This window comes from Paenibacillus allorhizosphaerae, assembly GCF_042659105.1.
In the GTDB taxonomy this organism is placed as follows: domain Bacteria; phylum Bacillota; class Bacilli; order Paenibacillales; family NBRC-103111; genus Paenibacillus_G; species Paenibacillus_G allorhizosphaerae.
The window spans coordinates 503,087-518,725 of the sequence record NZ_JBHSRV010000004.1; the positions used below are offsets into that span (position 1 = coordinate 503,087).

Annotated in this window: 14 protein-coding genes and 2 riboswitches; of the genes, 4 read left to right on the forward strand and 10 right to left on the reverse strand. The window is 55.4% G+C overall.

The window, feature by feature from the left end; genetic code table 11:
• Nucleotides 1-11: 11 nt before the first annotated feature.
• Genes cobK through cobJ form a run of 3 tightly spaced genes read right to left on the reverse strand, consistent with a single transcriptional unit; the run spans nucleotide 12 to nucleotide 3,571 of the window.
• Complete coding sequence (gene cobK, locus ACFQI7_RS18630) at nucleotides 12-779, reverse strand: precorrin-6A reductase (RefSeq protein WP_218098325.1); 768 nt, start codon at nucleotides 777-779, stop codon at nucleotides 12-14.
• Nucleotides 776-1,840: a sirohydrochlorin chelatase gene (locus ACFQI7_RS18635; RefSeq protein WP_218098326.1), complete on the reverse strand. Its 1,065-nt coding sequence runs from the start codon at nucleotides 1,838-1,840 to the stop codon at nucleotides 776-778. The genes cobK and ACFQI7_RS18635 overlap by 4 nt, the downstream gene beginning before the upstream one ends.
• 18 nt (nucleotides 1,841-1,858) lie before the next feature.
• Nucleotides 1,859-3,571 (reverse strand): precorrin-3B C(17)-methyltransferase, encoded by a 1,713-nt coding sequence (gene cobJ, locus ACFQI7_RS18640; RefSeq protein WP_218098327.1) that lies wholly within the window; start codon nucleotides 3,569-3,571, stop codon nucleotides 1,859-1,861.
• 256 nt (nucleotides 3,572-3,827) lie between these two features.
• A riboswitch (cobalamin riboswitch) is annotated at nucleotides 3,828-4,046 on the reverse strand.
• Between the two features lie 129 nt (nucleotides 4,047-4,175).
• A riboswitch (cobalamin riboswitch) is annotated at nucleotides 4,176-4,364 on the forward strand.
• Nucleotides 4,365-4,508: 144 nt separating this feature from the next.
• Between cobJ and ACFQI7_RS18645 the strand changes: the two genes are divergently transcribed.
• From ACFQI7_RS18645 to ACFQI7_RS18660, 4 genes are read left to right on the forward strand one after another with little or no spacing between them, the layout of a single operon-like run.
• Entirely contained in the window at nucleotides 4,509-5,273 is a 765-nt protein-coding gene (locus ACFQI7_RS18645; protein ID WP_218098328.1) for an energy-coupling factor ABC transporter permease, read from the forward strand.
• Nucleotides 5,273-5,557 carry an energy-coupling factor ABC transporter substrate-binding protein gene (locus ACFQI7_RS18650; protein WP_218098377.1) on the forward strand — a complete coding sequence of 95 codons (285 nt, stop codon included), beginning with the start codon at nucleotides 5,273-5,275 and terminating at the stop codon, nucleotides 5,555-5,557. Before ACFQI7_RS18645 ends, ACFQI7_RS18650 begins: the two co-directional genes overlap by 1 nt.
• Entirely contained in the window at nucleotides 5,554-6,357 is an 804-nt protein-coding gene (gene cbiQ / locus ACFQI7_RS18655; protein WP_218098329.1) for a cobalt ECF transporter T component CbiQ, read from the forward strand. The genes ACFQI7_RS18650 and cbiQ overlap by 4 nt, the downstream gene beginning before the upstream one ends.
• Nucleotides 6,354-7,205, forward strand: a complete 852-nt coding sequence (locus ACFQI7_RS18660; RefSeq protein ID WP_218098330.1) for an energy-coupling factor ABC transporter ATP-binding protein — start codon at nucleotides 6,354-6,356, stop codon at nucleotides 7,203-7,205. The genes cbiQ and ACFQI7_RS18660 overlap by 4 nt, the downstream gene beginning before the upstream one ends.
• Nucleotides 7,206-7,291: 86 nt before the next feature.
• Here ACFQI7_RS18660 and ACFQI7_RS18665 read toward each other — a convergent pair whose 3' ends face one another.
• From ACFQI7_RS18665 to ACFQI7_RS18695, 7 genes are all read right to left on the reverse strand, one after another.
• Nucleotides 7,292-8,680 (reverse strand): family 43 glycosylhydrolase, encoded by a 1,389-nt coding sequence (locus ACFQI7_RS18665; RefSeq protein WP_218098331.1) that lies wholly within the window; start codon nucleotides 8,678-8,680, stop codon nucleotides 7,292-7,294.
• A 26-nt stretch (nucleotides 8,681-8,706) separates the two neighbouring features.
• Nucleotides 8,707-10,026 carry an ABC transporter substrate-binding protein gene (locus tag ACFQI7_RS18670; RefSeq protein WP_218098332.1) on the reverse strand — a complete coding sequence of 440 codons (1,320 nt, stop codon included), beginning with the start codon at nucleotides 10,024-10,026 and terminating at the stop codon, nucleotides 8,707-8,709.
• Between the two features lie 176 nt (nucleotides 10,027-10,202).
• Complete coding sequence (locus ACFQI7_RS18675; RefSeq protein ID WP_218098333.1) at nucleotides 10,203-11,054, reverse strand: helix-turn-helix domain-containing protein; 852 nt, start codon at nucleotides 11,052-11,054, stop codon at nucleotides 10,203-10,205.
• 138 nt (nucleotides 11,055-11,192) lie between these two features.
• Nucleotides 11,193-12,134: a DUF4871 domain-containing protein gene (locus tag ACFQI7_RS18680; RefSeq protein WP_218098334.1), complete on the reverse strand. Its 942-nt coding sequence runs from the start codon at nucleotides 12,132-12,134 to the stop codon at nucleotides 11,193-11,195.
• Nucleotides 12,127-12,672: a sigma-70 family RNA polymerase sigma factor gene (locus tag ACFQI7_RS18685; RefSeq protein WP_329958215.1), complete on the reverse strand. Its 546-nt coding sequence runs from the start codon at nucleotides 12,670-12,672 to the stop codon at nucleotides 12,127-12,129. The genes ACFQI7_RS18680 and ACFQI7_RS18685 overlap by 8 nt, the downstream gene beginning before the upstream one ends.
• 197 nt (nucleotides 12,673-12,869) lie before the next feature.
• Nucleotides 12,870-14,777 carry an FAD-dependent oxidoreductase gene (locus ACFQI7_RS18690; protein ID WP_218098335.1) on the reverse strand — a complete coding sequence of 636 codons (1,908 nt, stop codon included), beginning with the start codon at nucleotides 14,775-14,777 and terminating at the stop codon, nucleotides 12,870-12,872.
• Nucleotides 14,755-15,594 (reverse strand): hypothetical protein, encoded by an 840-nt coding sequence (locus ACFQI7_RS18695; protein ID WP_218098336.1) that lies wholly within the window; start codon nucleotides 15,592-15,594, stop codon nucleotides 14,755-14,757. The genes ACFQI7_RS18690 and ACFQI7_RS18695 overlap by 23 nt, the downstream gene beginning before the upstream one ends.
• Nucleotides 15,595-15,639 lie beyond the last annotated feature (45 nt).

Sequence of the window (15,639 nt, forward strand, 5' to 3'; positions counted from 1 at the left end):
GTTTTACAAAGCTATGCGAAGATGCGCATGACCTCGGCAAGCACGCCTTCGTATTCGGTAAAGACAGTGCCGAACTCGATTTCGGGACGCGAGATCAAGATGACATCGATCCCCATCTGCAGCGCCGTTTCCACCTTTTCGTCGACCGCTCCCGTCGTTCCGCTCTCCTTGGATACCATCACCGTCGTCCGGTATTGGCGGTAAAGCGCCTCGTTCACTTCTCTAGTAAAAGGCCCCTGCATCGCGACGATGTTTTTTTGCTCGACGCCGAGCTCCTCGCATTTTTCCATATTGTCGCGCCGGGGAAGCATCCGGGCCACGAGCCGGATCTCCGGATCGCCGATCAGATGCCGGGCGAAAATATGCAGCGTCTTGCTGCCGGTCGTCAGCATGACAGAGCCTTTGCGCCGCTTCGCCGCAAGCGCCGCTTCCTCATAGCCGGCCACCACCGTCAAGTTTGGGTGATCGCCGTATACGAGCGAAGCGCGCTCGAACCGGATGTACGGCAGGCCGAGTTCCCGGGCAGCCTGCATCGCATTGCGGTGCGCTTCTTCGGCGAACGGATGGCTCGCGTCGACAACCGCGCGAAAGCCGCCTTCCTGCAGCAGCGCCGCCATCTCGCCCGAGGCCAAGCGGCCGGTCCGAACGCGAAGTCCCGCCTCTTGCAAGCTTTTGGCGGCGCTGTCGGTCACGACCGAGCACAGCAGCTCCCGGCCGCTTTCCGAGAGACGGACGGCCAGTTCCCTTGCATCGCTTGTGCCGCATAGCATGAAGATCATCGGGAAACCTTCCCCCTTTGATCATGAAGATGGCCGTCGCGCTCGTGATGGTGCTTGTCTCCGTGTTCGTGATCTTCGTGTCCATGGTGATGGTCATATGCGTGATCGTCATTGTGGTCATGCCCATGATGATCGTGTTCATGATCGCGAAAGTGATGTCCATGATTATGATGATCGCCGTCATCGTCGTGGTGATGGCTGTGTCCGTGATCGTGATCATCATGATCATGGTGATGGTGATGCTCCAGATGTGCAGCCGCTTCAAGCCTGTACTTGCAGTTGTCGCAGTTCATAAACGCCCGGCCGCCCGACGCTTCGGATACCCGGTCAAGCAGCAGCTCAACGAGCTGCGGGTGGAAGCCGAAATAACCGGCCAGCACGACCTGAAGCTCCGGGTATTGTGCTGCAAACGCCGCCGTCAGCTCTTCAATTCGTTTGATGAGTACCCCGGTGAACAGAAAATAGGGGAGCACGTAGATCTTTTTCGCTCCGAGCCTCCGGCAGCGGTCCAACCCGTCCTCGAAGGACGGCTCGGTCACGCCGATGAAGCAGCTTTCCGCCCATTTTACCGGCACCTGCTCCCAGAGCAACCGGGTCATTTTGCAGAAATCGCTGTTGGCATCGCTGTCGCTGCTTCCTCGGCCGAGAATCAACACCGCCGTTTCCGGATCTCTGCCGCCGTCCCCGTTCCATCCGGAAAAACCGGCTTCGGCAAGACGCGTTTTCAAAATATCGACGACTTTTTGATGGACGCCGATCGGACGGCCGTACACGAACTCGACCTCAGGGTATTTCGTCTTTGCATCATCAATGGCAGCCGGGATATGAATTTTGGCATGTCCCGCCGCAAACAAAATGATCGGTACGAGTACGACCCTCGATGCTCCTTGGCCTACGCAGCGGTCGATGCCCTGCATGATATTCGGCGCAGCGAACTCCAAAAAGCAGGTTTCAATGACGTACTCCGGCGCCATCCGGCGAACCGTCCCGGCAAATTGCAGCAGTTCTTCATTCCCCTCGGGATCGCGGCTCCCGTGGCCGACTAACAATATCGCTTCCATTTCTCAATCTCCCCCGTATCAATCGCCGCATACGGCGTTTACTTCCACTTGCGGCGCGTGCTCCCGGTGCTGGAAGCCTCCAACCACGCCTACGCGCTTGAAAAATTTATGGAACCGTTCGTTCGGATGCCCTTGCTCCGCGTACTGCTTATAAATTCGCTCCACCGCGGGTACGATGTCTTCCGCCGAGATCCCCTCTGCAACGAGCTGCGCCGGGTGCGCGTTGCGCCCGATCTTTTTGCCGCCGAGAAATAAATCGTACGCGCCGCTCCGGTGCACGATCCCGATATCTTCCAGCACCGCACCGTAGCACGCCATCCCGCAGCCGTTCACGCCGATCATCAATTCCTTCGGCGCCTTCATCCCGCCCACGAGCACATTCAGCCGCTCGGCAACGGGAATCGCGCTGTCCTTCTCTAGATTGCAAAAGTCGCACGCTTTGATTTGCGCGACATCGCCGATCGGGAACACGAGCAGCTTTTCCTGCTTCAGGCGGTTAACCAGCTCGGATGGATCTTCCGTTTGCACGCGCATGATGATCTGGTGGTTGGGGGTATATTCAAGTTCCCCCGTCTCCCCGGCCATTTCGGCCAAAACGGCCATCTGCCTTGCGCTGAACTTTTTGTTCGCGATGCCCGGCGAAACGCCCGCTTCGAAGATGGCAACTGGCTTTGTTTTTCTCACGCCAATGCCGCGATCAGCTTCAGCCACACCGCCGTCCGATACAACGCCCGCCGCCTTCAAAGCGCTGAGCGCCTGCATCGCAAGCGCTGCCGGATGATTCCGTACCTTATCGGCAGATGGCTCGGCAGGGACTGCTCCACGCGGCCGCCCCGCCGCCGTTTCAGCCTCCGCAAGCTCCTCTTCCTCGCTCTCCCAGTCTTCCGTCCCTTCGGACGCATGCAGCGACCAAGGCTCGGCTTCCGGACGAAGCCGTTCATGCGGCTTCAGCGGCTGTTCCAGCGAATCGAGCGTATATTTGCGCTGATATCCGCGCGGCGTAATGATTTTGCCGTGATATACGAACGTCGCCGAATTGCCGATGATCACCGTCGTCAACATCCCGATGTCATGCTCCAGCATCTTGCCCAGCGTCGTTACAATCACCTGCTCGCGGTCGCGGTACGCGCTTTTGACGAGGCCCACCGGCGTATCCGGCGCCCGGTATTTCAGCAATATCCGCTGCGTCTCTACAATTTGCCGCGTCCGTCTCCCGCTGCGCGGATTGTACAGGGCAATGACAAAGTCTGCGGAAGCGGCCGCTTCCACCCGGCGGGCGATCATCTCCCACGGGGTCAAATGATCGCTCAAGCTGATCGTGCACGCATCGTGCATCACCGGCGCGCCGAGCAGCGAGGCGCACGAATTGATCGCCGAAACACCCGGGATCACTTCCACTTCGACGCCGGTTGACGGATTCCACTCCTGGCCGATCAACACCTCGTATACTAAACCGGCCATGCCGTACACACCCGCGTCGCCGCTTGAAATAACGGCTACTTTGCGGCCTCTCTCCGCTTGCCTTACCGCTTCCTGCGCACGGCTCACTTCCTCCGTCATGCCGGTCCGCACAATCTCCTGATCCGTCAACAGCCCGCGGATGAGATCGACGTAAGTGTTGTATCCGATCACCACTTCGCTTTCTTCGATTGCGGCTCTTGCCCGTTCGGTAATATGCTCGAAGGCGCCAGGGCCGAATCCGATAATGAGCAGCTTCCCTTTGTCTCCCATACCCTTCACCTCTATCCGTTTCATTGGCAACCAGGATCGTCGGCGCCGCCGTCTTTGTTTCGCGAACGAACAGCGGCGATTTTCAAATTTTGCCGAAACCGGCTGTAAAACAACAAAAAAAGCATTTCCGACAACATGTGTCAGAAATGCTCCGCCTGCTAAACAACAAAAATGCGCTTGGAAACCGAGCGGCGATCAAACCGTCAGCATCCCAAACGAGGGGCACGTTTTCCAACACCACCCTAACTCCCGTAGGTAACAGTGTCTCAAATAGGCAGGTCTCCTGACTTCGAGCATCCGTTTTTGCGTCTTCCCAGATTTCTCCAGTGACTCGTTGCAAAAACGTTACCGATTTTCCAAAAAAAATCGATACTCTTCACAGTGGCGGGTCCGTGCCGGCTTAAACCGGTCTTCCCTTTTAAGCCGAATTACATCCCAATGGTTGCAAAGCGGCACCTAAATGATCGTTTATTCAGTTTTCTACATGTAACTATAGCACTCCATCTGGGTGTTGTCTATTGAAAACCATTTTGGTAGAATAACGTCGACGCCATGATCCGATAGACTCCGATCCGTATAGGTGGCGCGGCATAATTCATAATTTCATAGATTCATTAAATGAGGTGCCCTTGTGAAGACAAGGGGTAACAGGGAATCGGGTGCAAATCCCGAGCGGTCCCGCCACTGTAACCGGGGAGTTTCTCCCAAGACGTCACTCGATCAGCCGATCGGGGAAGACGGGAGAAAGCGCTGATCCGGGAGCCAGGAGACCTACCTCATTTACGCACCAACACAACCTTCGCGGAAAGGAAAGGTGTACGAACAGTGAAGCGACGCTTGCCTTTATTTTTGTCGTCCGACGATACGTACCCATAACCAATCCAGACGGATTGGTTTTTTTGTATTACCGTCAATCAAATAAGGAGGGTTAAGGGACATGAAAGAAAAAAAATGGGGCCGCTCGCTGCTCCTCATTCTAGGATTTACACTGTACTTTATCGCCAACGAACCGCAATCGGCCTATGCGATGCACATTATGGAAGGGTTTCTTCCCGTAGGATGGGCCATCTTTTGGTGGGCCGTTTTTGTGCCTTTTTTCATCCTCGGGCTCCGTGCTCTGTCCAAAATTACGAAAGAAACGCCCGAACTGAAGCTTATGCTCGGGCTCGCCGGCGCCTTTACTTTCGTCCTGTCGGCGCTCAAAATTCCTTCCGTCACCGGAAGCAGCTCGCATCCGACGGGAACGGGACTCGGAGCCGTCATGTTCGGCCCGCTGCCCATGAGCGTGCTCGGGTCGATTGTGTTATTGTTCCAAGCCGTACTGCTCGCCCATGGCGGCCTGACGACGCTCGGCGCCAACGCGTTCTCCATGGCGGTAGCCGGGCCGATCGTCGGGTATGCTGTCTATAGAACGTTGATGAAATCGACAGGAAAGCAAAAGCTGGCGATTTTTACGGCGGCGGCGCTGGCGGATTTGTCCACGTATGTGGTCACTTCGGCTCAGCTTGCTTTGGCGTTTCCGGCTGAAAGCGGCGGGATCTTCGCCTCGTTTTCCAAATTTGCAAGCATTTTCGCTTTCACGCAAATTCCTTTGGCGATCAGCGAAGGACTGCTTACCGTATTGATCTGGAACTGGCTGCAATCGTACAGCTCGCATGAACTGTCGCTGCTGCAGCGAAAAATGAAAGGGGTTCGGGAATGATGACAAACCGTACGAAGAACATCCTAATGCTCGCAGCCGTCATCGTACTGGCTGTGTTTCCCCTGCTCTTTGTGAGCGGCGAATTTGGGGGCGCAGACGATGCCGCAGAGCAATTGATTACGACACTGCATCCTTCCTATACGCCGTGGTTCTCTTCGCTATATGAGCCGCCAGCCGAAACGGAAAGCATGCTGTTTGCTCTGCAGGCGGCCTTGGGGGCCGGTTTCATCGGTTATACGGCCGGACTGCTGCGGGGCAAATCTTCCAAATCAAAAACGCCATGATCCGGCTCATTGACACGCTTTCATACAACAACAAGCTGCGCGCCGTCTCCCCGTTGTGGAAAAGCGGATTTGCAGCCGTCTTATTTACGCTGTCTTATGCTGCACATCCCATAGTGCAGATGCTGCTTATCGGCTGGCTGTTCGTTTGGACGGTGGGCTATGCGCGGATTCCGGTCAAATACGTCGCCCTATTGTACGGAGGCCCTTGCCTGTTCTACGCAGCCAGCTTGCCGTCGCTGCTGATCGAGCTTCGATCCGCCGACAACATATCCGGTATGCCGCCAACGTTCGTTTTGTTTTCATTCGCGCATTGGACGGCGTATATTCCCGAGGCACGGCTGTACATGACGGATGATTTGTTCTTGCGCATTGTTGCTTGCGTCTCGTGCTTAACGTTTGTCATCGTCACGACCCCTGTCTCCGATCTGTTTCAGGTACTGAAAAAATTGCGTGTTCCGGGCCTCGTGCTTGAAATCATGCTGATCATGCACCGTTTTTTATTTTTGCTTAACGATACTGCCCACGATTTGTATACGGCGCAGCAAGCCCGCGGAGGCCAGACCGGATTGAGAAGCCGACTGCACGATACGGCGATGCTCGCGGTCAGGCTGTTCGGCAAAACGATGCAGCGCTACAAAGCGCTATCGTACGGGCTTGTGGCACGCGGATTTACGGATGAAATCCGGATGGCTCCTTACGAAGCTTCTGCCGTCCCTTTCCGTTACCGCCGGGAAAGCGCAGCCGGCATCCTGTTGTTGTTCGCGCTCGAATGCTGGCTTCGATGGAGGGACATCCGATGAATCCGATAAATTCTGCGTATTCTATAATGGAGGCGAAAGGGGTTAGCTTCGGTTATCCCGGAACCGACAAGAAAGCCTTGCGCGAACTCAACCTCTGCCTGCCAAAGGGCAAGAAAACGGCCATCTGCGGCCATAACGGCTCCGGCAAATCGACCTTTTTTCTTCACGCCATCGGCATACACCGTCCCTCATCCGGACAAATGCTGTGGAGAGGCTCGGCATTGTCTTATCGGCCGAATGATTTGAAAACGCTGCGGCAGCAGATCGGACTTGTATTTCAAGATCCGGAGCAGCAGCTCATTTTGAACACGCCGTATGAAGACGTAACGTTCGGTTTGCGCAATGCCGGAATGTCCGAGCCGAACATTCGCCTTCGTGCCGGTAACACGCTGGATGCGATGGGACTGGCTTCCGTCGCGGATACCCCGATTCATCATCTAAGCCTTGGATTAAAAAAACGCGTCGCCTTGGCCGGCGTCCTTGCGCTTGAGCCCGAGCTGCTGCTGCTGGACGAGCCGACCGCTTACTTGGACCGGGCGTCCGAACGGCAATTGGTCGACGAGCTGAACCGGATTCACGCGAGCGGCGTCACCGTCGCGATGGCTACTCATGATATGAACCTTGCCTATGCGTGGGCCGATTGGATTCTTGTCATGGAACAAGGACAATGCGTCATGCAGGGCACGCCGCAGCAGGTGTTCGAGGATCGGGACGCCATTGTCTCGCTTGGGCTGGAGCTGCCCATGCTGCTGGAACTATGGTATGCGCTTCCCGAATTTCTGCGAGAGGGAACTCCTCCGCGCAGCGTGGAACACTTTAAACAGTTGGTCAAAAAACCGATACGCTGATCCAGCAAAAAAACAAGACCGATATGACCCGAAGTAGGGGGCCGGTCTTGTTTTTTTCGGGATGTCAACGGCTAACGCGTCGTTTGTCACGCCCCATAATGCTCGGTCACAAGAAACCGCTGCGCCTGACGGGTGCGCAGATCCGGCTGCAAAGCACAAACGTGAAGCAATCCGTCGAATTGCTTGTTCAAGGTCAGCACTTCGCCGGTAACCCGATTTTGGATAAAATACCAGCCCGGCTTTTCATCCTCCATGAGCTTCCACTGCTGGATCGGACGATCCGATCTGTCCGTAAGTGAAACGAGTGCACCCGTCTCATCATTACTCCGTACCGTCGGCTCCAAATATTGCATGGAGTCGCTATTTCTGATTCGGACATAACCGTCTGCGACCGATTCGAGCATCCATTGCTGTGTAATGGAAGCATACGAGAGCCTTTTAGCGATCACATGGGGCTCTCCTTCCCCCTGCGCAGTCAAATAACGGTGGGAACCGCTGCGGATTCGCCATATGCCGCTTCTCTCCCTTTCGGTCCGGGTCCTCCCGGAATCCGCGTCAATCACAACCGAATCCGCCCAATTCAACGCGAGCGACTCGCCGTCGGGAAACTCAAGCGGCAAAATCGCATAGGAAGAGCTGTGATAATCGACCGGATCCCATCGGTCGCCGATATACAGGTAACTTGTCGTTTCGGTACCCTGCACCTGCAAAATACAGGTCGGCTGCGTATCGTACGTCGTCGGCCCTCCGAAATCGACAAGCTCCGACCACCGGCCCGTAATCGTGCGCGCGCAAGCATACTTCCCCTGGTTCGGCTCCCAGCCCGTGCATCCCGAGGTAAGCATATAGTAAACGCCGTCCCGCTTCACCAGTGCCGGGGCTTCCCGGTACTGGCCGGGCCACAGCGTTTTGACATGTTCGTCAATCGCAAGATAATTACGGCTTAGCCTGTAAATATGCAGGTCGGCATTATCCCGAGCCGCCGAAATAAAATACGCCGTTCCGTCGTCGTCGGCGAACAAAGTGCAGTCCCTCGACATGTGGCCGACCGGATCGAAGCTTCCGTGGTATACATACGCCCCGTCAACGGTATCGCAGGTTGCGATGGCGCAGCGTGCGGCGGAATAATCTTTGCCGTTCTCCCAATGCATCCACATGACGTACTTGCCCGTCTGCTTATTGTAAATGACCTTCGGACGCTCGATGTTGGCGCCTCTGCCGGTCTCCGAATCGGTGATAAGCTCGGGAGCCGTACGCGTCTCGATCGGCCGAAACGGAGCATCCAGCGTCAGGACGTCTCCCCGAAACTCCCAATCGCTTAAATTAGCCGAACGGTAGCAGGATACCCGCTTGCTCCCTTCCCTGTTTTCACCGAACCAGTAAAAGTAACCATTTGTCCGCAGCATACCGCCACCGTGCGCATGGATCGGTTTGCCGGAAGTGTCGTGCCATAAAGAACCGTTCATGAAAGCCATACTGAATTCCTCCGATATTTGTTTATTTATTTCTTGCCAGCGCCGGCATCCACCTGCTTGATGTGATTTTGGATCGCCTCTTCCGCCGAGCGCAGCGCCGTATTCACATCCTGCTCGCCGCTCAAAAACTTGGCGACCTGCTCGTTCATGATTTTACCGGCGTCCGGATATTTGCTCGTTGCGGTATAGGCAGGAATGTAGCGGCCCTTGAATATCGCATCCAGGTGCTTCCCTTGCAGCGCCGGCATATCCGCACCCAGCTCGCGTTTAATCGCGCTATCTTTCAAAACCGATAATTTACCGGACGCCCGGGTCAGCTTCTTTTGAATTTCGTCCGAAGTTAACGTTTCGATGACCTTGAACGCTTCATCCTTATGCTTACTCTGCTTCGAGACGAAAATGACGTGCTCATCGACCATGCCGGCCTGATTCGGTTTGTCCGGATAGCTCGGGTACTGCGCAATATCCCAATTTAGACCTTTGGCCGCATCCGATTGCAGCAGATTAAAGTTGTTGCCGGTAGCGAACATGGCCAAATTGCGGTCCTTGATAAACTGGTTGCGCTGATGGACGTTCGGAACGGGCTCGTTGGATGGGATCGACTCGATGCTTTTCGCAAGCGTCAGCACTTGTTTCCACTGCTCGTTATTCAAGTTCGGCTTGCCGTCTTTCACGACCGGCAGCGCAAGCTGCAGTGCAAGTTTTCCGTAGCCGTCGGCCTCCAGTCCCCGGTAGCGGATGCCCTGATCCTCCCGGCTCACCCGTTTGGCCAGCTGAATCGTCTCCTCCCAGGTCATCCCGTCCTTCGGGTAGTCCACCCCGAATTTATCGAAAATATCTTTATTGTAATAAATGACGTTGAAATTCGAATCGTAGGGCAGAGCGACCAGACCGGCTTTATCGTAGCCCCGAATCGTATCCAGCGCAGTCGTTTCGAAACGGTTCAAGTCCAAATTATGCTTTTTAATGAGAGGCGTCTGATCCTCTACCAAATCCAGCTCCTGGTAGTCCGGGATGAGATTCACCCATGTTGCGATGATATCGGGAACCGTGCCGGCCGCAACCATTTCCTTGATATTTTCTCCCTTGAGCATTTCGACTTGAATGTGCGGGTATTTCTTTTGCAAAGGCTCGACAATGAGCGCTTTAAAATCGGCTTCGTTGATTTCGGACCATTTTTGTGCAAGCAGCAGCTTTACCGGCTCTTCCAGCTTTGAATTCACGGCAGGCTGATTTTGCCCGGAGCCGCTGTCATTCGTCCGGTTGGCGCCGCCGTTTGCGCATCCCGTTGCGAAACCCAAACTGAATATAGCTGCCGTCAATGCAGCAGTTAGACGTGTTTTCATTTGGCAGTCCCCCCTGCGATAATCAGGTTCATACGCTTTTTGTAAGCGTTTACTATTTCATTAAATCTATCGTATCATGTGCTTTTAGCGGGCCACAATTTATAAACGAATGCAAAAATTATCATTTTGCACACAAAAAAGGAGGCGCCTGAACGGCCCTCCGCTTTCGTAATAGGTTATATCGTTATGCCCGACCGGTATTGCGACGGCGTGATCCCGACATGCGTACGAAAAAACTTGCAAAAATACGCTGCCGACGAAAACGTCAATTCACCGGCGATCTCCTCGATCGACAAGGTTGTCTCCTGCAACAGCTTTTTGGCCTTTTCAATCCTTACCTTCGTCAAATAATGCTTCGGCGATACCCCGTATACTTCCTTGAAGCAGCCGGTAATATAGTTCCGGTGCACATTCAAACGCTCCGATAATCCGGAAATTTGCATGCTTTCCGAGCCTCCGTACGTTTCCAGCAAGTACGCCGTCTCCGTAGCGATCTGACGCTTGGAAAGCGAAGCGCCCCTGCCTGCCTCAACGTCCGTGCTGATGATCTTCTCCAGAATGAATGCGAGGAATTGAAGCATATTCGACTGCAGCATCATTTTCTGGGCGAAGGACATCTCTTTTCCCGATTGAAACAGTTCGATCAAACGGTCCATCCATTTTCGGATCTCGAGTTTAACGTCCGGCGGCTGTTCACTGCTCACAATCGGCTTGTGAAGCCGGCGAAACAGGGAATGAACCTCCCGGGGCTCGACGTCAAAATGGAAATTGAAATACCGGCTCTCCTCGTGAGCTTGCGGATAATGCAGCGTTCCCGAATTGATGAGTATAAAATCGCCTGCCGCAAGGCGGTACTCCACCCCGCTCACCCATTCGCTCATCGATCCCGATTCGCAATACAAGACCTCAAACAGTGGGTGCTTGTGGTTCGGATACACCCAGCCCTTTTCGGCATTGCGATACAGCACGCTCCAAATATGAAACGACGTAAAAAATCCCGGAAAGAAAAAATGGTCCCTAGGCGGCATCGTATCGTCCTCCTCACGGAAGCTTAAGCAAACCATCCTTTATTTATTCGTCATCCGTGTTCGGTTCCCTGCGTAAAACAACCGACGGACCTTGTTGTGCTTGCCTGTTAAAAATAGGAAGGCAGCAACCGGATACGACTACTTTACCTCCACGGTCACACCGCCGAAGTATCGCTCCCCCAAAAATACGGCGAGCCGCCAGTATCCTTTCTCAGGCAGCGTCATAGACGTTGGAATGCTGCCGTCCGCACCGTTCAATGCGGATACGGCGATTCCGTCCGCTTGAAACACGTCGATCCATTGATGGCTTCCTTTATGCAGCCCGATGATGCGAAGAGCGCCCTGCAGCTCCTCTTTCTTCCCCCAAAAGTGCCACATGTACTTATTCGGACGGCCTTTCATAAATCCCGGATCGATAAACCCAAGCTTTCCTTGCTCCCCGCGCATCGAATAGCTGCCGGATCGGAACAGCGGACTGGCCTCCCAGGATACGTCGGGCACATCGAAAACGACGTCGCCGATCTTCCGGTTGTCCAGATACACATCGAACCGCCAATGGCCGCCCACGGGAAGATGGAATGGCGAGCTGAAACGCGTAAAGTCGTCATAAGCCGCCGCTTTGTCCGCTAGCAACGTCTCCGGCAGCTCTGTTACGGTCAAGCCCGTTTCCTTATGATGCGCTTCAATCCGGATGGCGCTGTTCTTGACGCTTTCGAACGGCAAATACAGGTTCCATCCGCAGCCGTAAGGGCTTCCTGCCGCATAATCTCCACCCGGAAACACTTCGATCAACTTCTTGCCTTCACTCCAGACCGCATTATGGCCCTTCCACTCCGCGTCCTGCACCCATTGCCGAAACTGCGTACCCATCTCTTCCTTCGACCAGAAGCCAACGGCGAACACAGCAGCAGCCACCAGGAGCAATCCGAGCTTTACCGTCAACTTGCGGCCTCTACCCTTCAGTCGGTTGTTCGCCGCCCGCTCCTTCACCCGTTCCGCCAGCCTGACCTCGAATCCGCCACGCAGCCGAGGCGGCTCCTTGAGCGCCTTGTACCACGCCGGTCTGCTGTCTTCATGCATCGTGATCCTCTCCTTTCCGCAGCTTCTCCACTTTTGCCCTGGCGCGGTGCAGGCGCGACTTGACCGTTCCGCGGGATATGCCGAGCAGTTCGGCCATTTCCTGCTCCGAACAATCGTAGTGTGCATCCAAAATCAAAATCTCGCGGTATTTGGCGGGAAGCGACAGCACCATGTCCCAGATGCGTTCCGTCTGCAGCCGTTCCATCGCTGCTTGTTCCGCGGACCGTTCGTTCTCATTGGACCAAATCCGATCGACCAGCGTCACTTTCCGAAAAAAAGCGGTGCGCATATAGTTCAGCGAAGCGTGCCTGGCAATGCCGAGCAGCCATGTGCGGACGGAGGACTCTCCCCGGAACGAAGCCAGCTTGCGGTAAGCCTTCAAAAAAACGTCCTGGCTTATATCGTCCGCCGCATCCGTCCTTTTGGTCAAAAAGTACGCATAACGCCAAACGTCCTGGCCATATACCCGCATCATATCGTCAAGCACGGTCGCCGCATCATCACTGCGGGTCAAATGCTTCAAGTAATCCAGCTCCACAATCGCCTCACCTCTCTACTACATTAGAACCCGGTAGCCATCGGAAGGTTCCGTTTTTGACAAGAAAATGTTTGGGGCCGCTCGAAGCACCATGTCAGGCGAAAACAAAAAGAAACCTCCAACTCCACTCATAAAGTGGTTTCGGAGGTTTGGATTCGTTCCTGGTTCCATCGGATGCTGCCATTGGTGCCGTTTATTTATGACCCGCTCATTTCTTGGCTTGGCGATCGCTTCAAATAAGACGTCATGCCCCATTGCTGCAGCTTGGAAGCAGCGTACCTGCGAATCGTATCGGTCATCGCATACTGCTGATCCTTGCTTGGCTTCAACGTAATCGACAAAGAGAAATCTTCATGTCCCGCTATGTCCGAAACCGCTTCCGCGATCATCTTCCTTCGGTCCTCATGCCGGTCTCCGATGCGAAACAGCGCCGCTAGCGAGAACGTGAAATATTGAAAATAATATTCCTCATCGCTGTTGATAAACTCCGCATCTGTAGAGACGTTGGTGAACGAGGCACGGTCCCTCATCAGCGCGATGAGTTCGGGCACGATGTCCGTATCGGCCAGCTTGCCGAGTAAATAGATTGCGGCATAGCCCCGCACCTGATTGTACTTCCGGCTCGTTTGCGGTACGTAGCTGTCCCGCTCCCTGGCCATTTGCCGCAGCAAAGGCAGTGCGGCGCGATCCCCCAGCAGCGCGAGTGCAATGGCGCTGTTTCTGCGCAGATGATCATGGCCCGGATCGTTCAGCCATCGTGTCAAATCCGCGTGGATCCGATCTCCCAGCCGTTTGGCCGACCAGATCGCGATGCCCGGTTTGTCGCTTTCGAGCCCTATGCGGATCAACTCGCTATCCGTCAGCCAATGATGCGACGTATCGCCGCTCGGCACGACGCCGACGGGAGCACGGATACCGACATCGTTGCGTTCATCCAAGCAACCGGTTGCCCGAAGCAGTGAAGCCAGCTCCGGATAAGGCACGTTACGCAGCGGAACGCCGCGTTCGATCGATAAAGATGCGGCGATCCCTGCCGCCTCCCCGCATTTTTGCATATCGCGCTTCATCCGTACGCAGGTGGCCATATCATGATCGAGCGCAATGCAGCGGCCGGCGACAAGCAGGCCTTCGAACCCTTTGGGAATCATCGCTCCAAGCGGGATCGGGACGGAAAAGTTAATTCCCCACAAACTGGCCGCCACGATCCAATCCTGGTACGTTTCGCTTTCCAGCGCCACGTCTTTACTGTGGTTGTCGAGATTCGAATAAGCGTAAAATACGGGCTCCGCAGTCATTCCGTCTGCGAAAAAGTCGGCCAACCGCGCGTTGTATTCCCCATCGATGAAGCGGCCCTCTCGTATGCCCAGAAGCGGCGCTACGTAAATCAGCCGATCACCGGCCTCGTACCGTTCCTTCAAATGCGTCGAGCGGAGTGCCGAGTCGATTATCGCTGCGGATACGCTCTCTCCGTCCGTCGGGTCGACGTAGCCGGAGTCGATATAAAACTGATGCACGCCGGTATCGGTTGTCCGTTTGATCACATTGGAGAACGGCTGCCCCTTGCCGTCGGACGCTCTTCCGAATCGGAATGCGGCACCCGCCATCGTGCTCACTTCAGCGTCTCCGGTGCAGTCGATCACGACCGAAGCGCCCGCTTCCTCCATACCGTTCGCTCCGAACCAGCGCACGCCGGTCACTTTGTTTCCTTCCAGGAACACGCCGACCACGGTTGATTCATAGCGAATGGTGACTCCCGCTTCCACGGCATGGCGTTCCAGCACGTATTTTTTCAACTCGCCGTTGACTCCGCCGGTCCGCGTATAGCCTTTTTGCCCCAAGGCCGCCACTTCCTCGTCGAGCGTCTCGTACGCGCCTCCTTTGGATCCGAAGTAATAGCCTTGCACCGTACCTGCCGTACCGGTGCCGCCCATGCAGTTCAATCGCTCCAGACCGAGCACTTTGTGTCCGCGCTGCGCCGCCGATATGGCTGCAAGGGCGCCTGCCGTGCCGAGCCCGACGACGATGATATCGTACATTACCGCAAACGGCATATCCGGCTGTTCCCGCTGCACGACGTTTTGATCAAGCCGATAAGATTGTTTCATGCAGATGACATCCTTTCGAGTATCCGGCGTCGAAAGCTTGCAGCCCGTTGGCCCAGTTCGAAGAAGGGAACCACGACCAGTCCGGCCCAACGCTTCGCTCGCGGCCGGCGGTGCGAATCGCAAACGCATCCGCCACGGCGGCGAGCGTCCACGGCGCGAACGCTTCGTATCGCTGCTCCCAATACCGGTGCAGCTCCGTTCTTGCCTCCGTCCAGCCGTCCGACGGATGAAGCGATAGCTCCAGGATCAGCTCGCCCGGCATGAGTCCCTTGACGAAGCGAACGCGCTTCTCATCGCCGGGAGGGAGCGAAGGAACGGGAGCGGGCGTTTGGCTGTGCAGCATGGCATGAATGCTTTTGGATTCAATCGAAACGGGATGCGATGAATCCGATAAGCAGGTCGATGTCGTATCGATGAGATGGTCGACGGTGACCTGCTGCAGCCCGGAAGCGTTGAACAGCGTGACGTCGTACCCCTTCTTGCTTACCTTCACGTCTACGATTTCGGTCATCATCGTCGCCTGAAGCCCGAGCTTGCGAATCCGGTGGAACAAGACCGGAGCCATGGCGGGAAGATGGACGCCGCCGTTCTCCGAAAGCAAATTGCGGCTCGCAAGCTCCGTGCGCAGATCTTTGGCGGCGGTCGAGTGCAGCGGATTTGCCGCCCAAGACTCGCCGCTATGATACGCCGCGATAAATTCATGCCCGACCAGCGCCGAGCGTTCCGCGACCAGCGCGCGATCCTTCAAAGCGGCTGCGATGCCCAGCCCGGCAAAGGTCGCTCCGTATACAAGGACGGGGTAATGCGATTGAAGCATGGCAACTCCTTCTTTCCGCTATTTTTTTGTCGCGATTCATGACTT

Excerpts from the sequence above, each read along its gene's own strand:
- ACFQI7_RS18635 (WP_218098326.1), bottom strand. The coding sequence starts at position 1,840 with ATGGAAGCGATATTGTTAGTCGGCCACGGGAGCCGCGATCCCGAGGGG.
- ACFQI7_RS18680 (WP_218098334.1), bottom strand. The coding sequence starts at position 12,134 with ATGCATGAAGACAGCAGACCGGCGTGGTACAAGGCGCTCAAGGAGCCG.
- ACFQI7_RS18695 (WP_218098336.1), bottom strand. The coding sequence starts at position 15,594 with ATGCTTCAATCGCATTACCCCGTCCTTGTATACGGAGCGACCTTTGCC.
- ACFQI7_RS18650 (WP_218098377.1), top strand. The coding sequence starts at position 5,273 with ATGACAAACCGTACGAAGAACATCCTAATGCTCGCAGCCGTCATCGTA.
- ACFQI7_RS18690 (WP_218098335.1), bottom strand. The coding sequence starts at position 14,777 with ATGAAACAATCTTATCGGCTTGATCAAAACGTCGTGCAGCGGGAACAG.
- ACFQI7_RS18670 (WP_218098332.1), bottom strand. The coding sequence starts at position 10,026 with ATGAAAACACGTCTAACTGCTGCATTGACGGCAGCTATATTCAGTTTG.
- cbiQ (WP_218098329.1), top strand. The coding sequence starts at position 5,554 with ATGATCCGGCTCATTGACACGCTTTCATACAACAACAAGCTGCGCGCC.
- cobJ (WP_218098327.1), bottom strand. The coding sequence starts at position 3,571 with ATGGGAGACAAAGGGAAGCTGCTCATTATCGGATTCGGCCCTGGCGCC.
- ACFQI7_RS18675 (WP_218098333.1), bottom strand. The coding sequence starts at position 11,054 with ATGCCGCCTAGGGACCATTTTTTCTTTCCGGGATTTTTTACGTCGTTT.
- ACFQI7_RS18660 (WP_218098330.1), top strand. The coding sequence starts at position 6,354 with ATGAATCCGATAAATTCTGCGTATTCTATAATGGAGGCGAAAGGGGTT.
- ACFQI7_RS18645 (WP_218098328.1), top strand. The coding sequence starts at position 4,509 with ATGAAAGAAAAAAAATGGGGCCGCTCGCTGCTCCTCATTCTAGGATTT.
- ACFQI7_RS18665 (WP_218098331.1), bottom strand. The coding sequence starts at position 8,680 with ATGGCTTTCATGAACGGTTCTTTATGGCACGACACTTCCGGCAAACCG.
- cobK (WP_218098325.1), bottom strand. The coding sequence starts at position 779 with ATGATCTTCATGCTATGCGGCACAAGCGATGCAAGGGAACTGGCCGTC.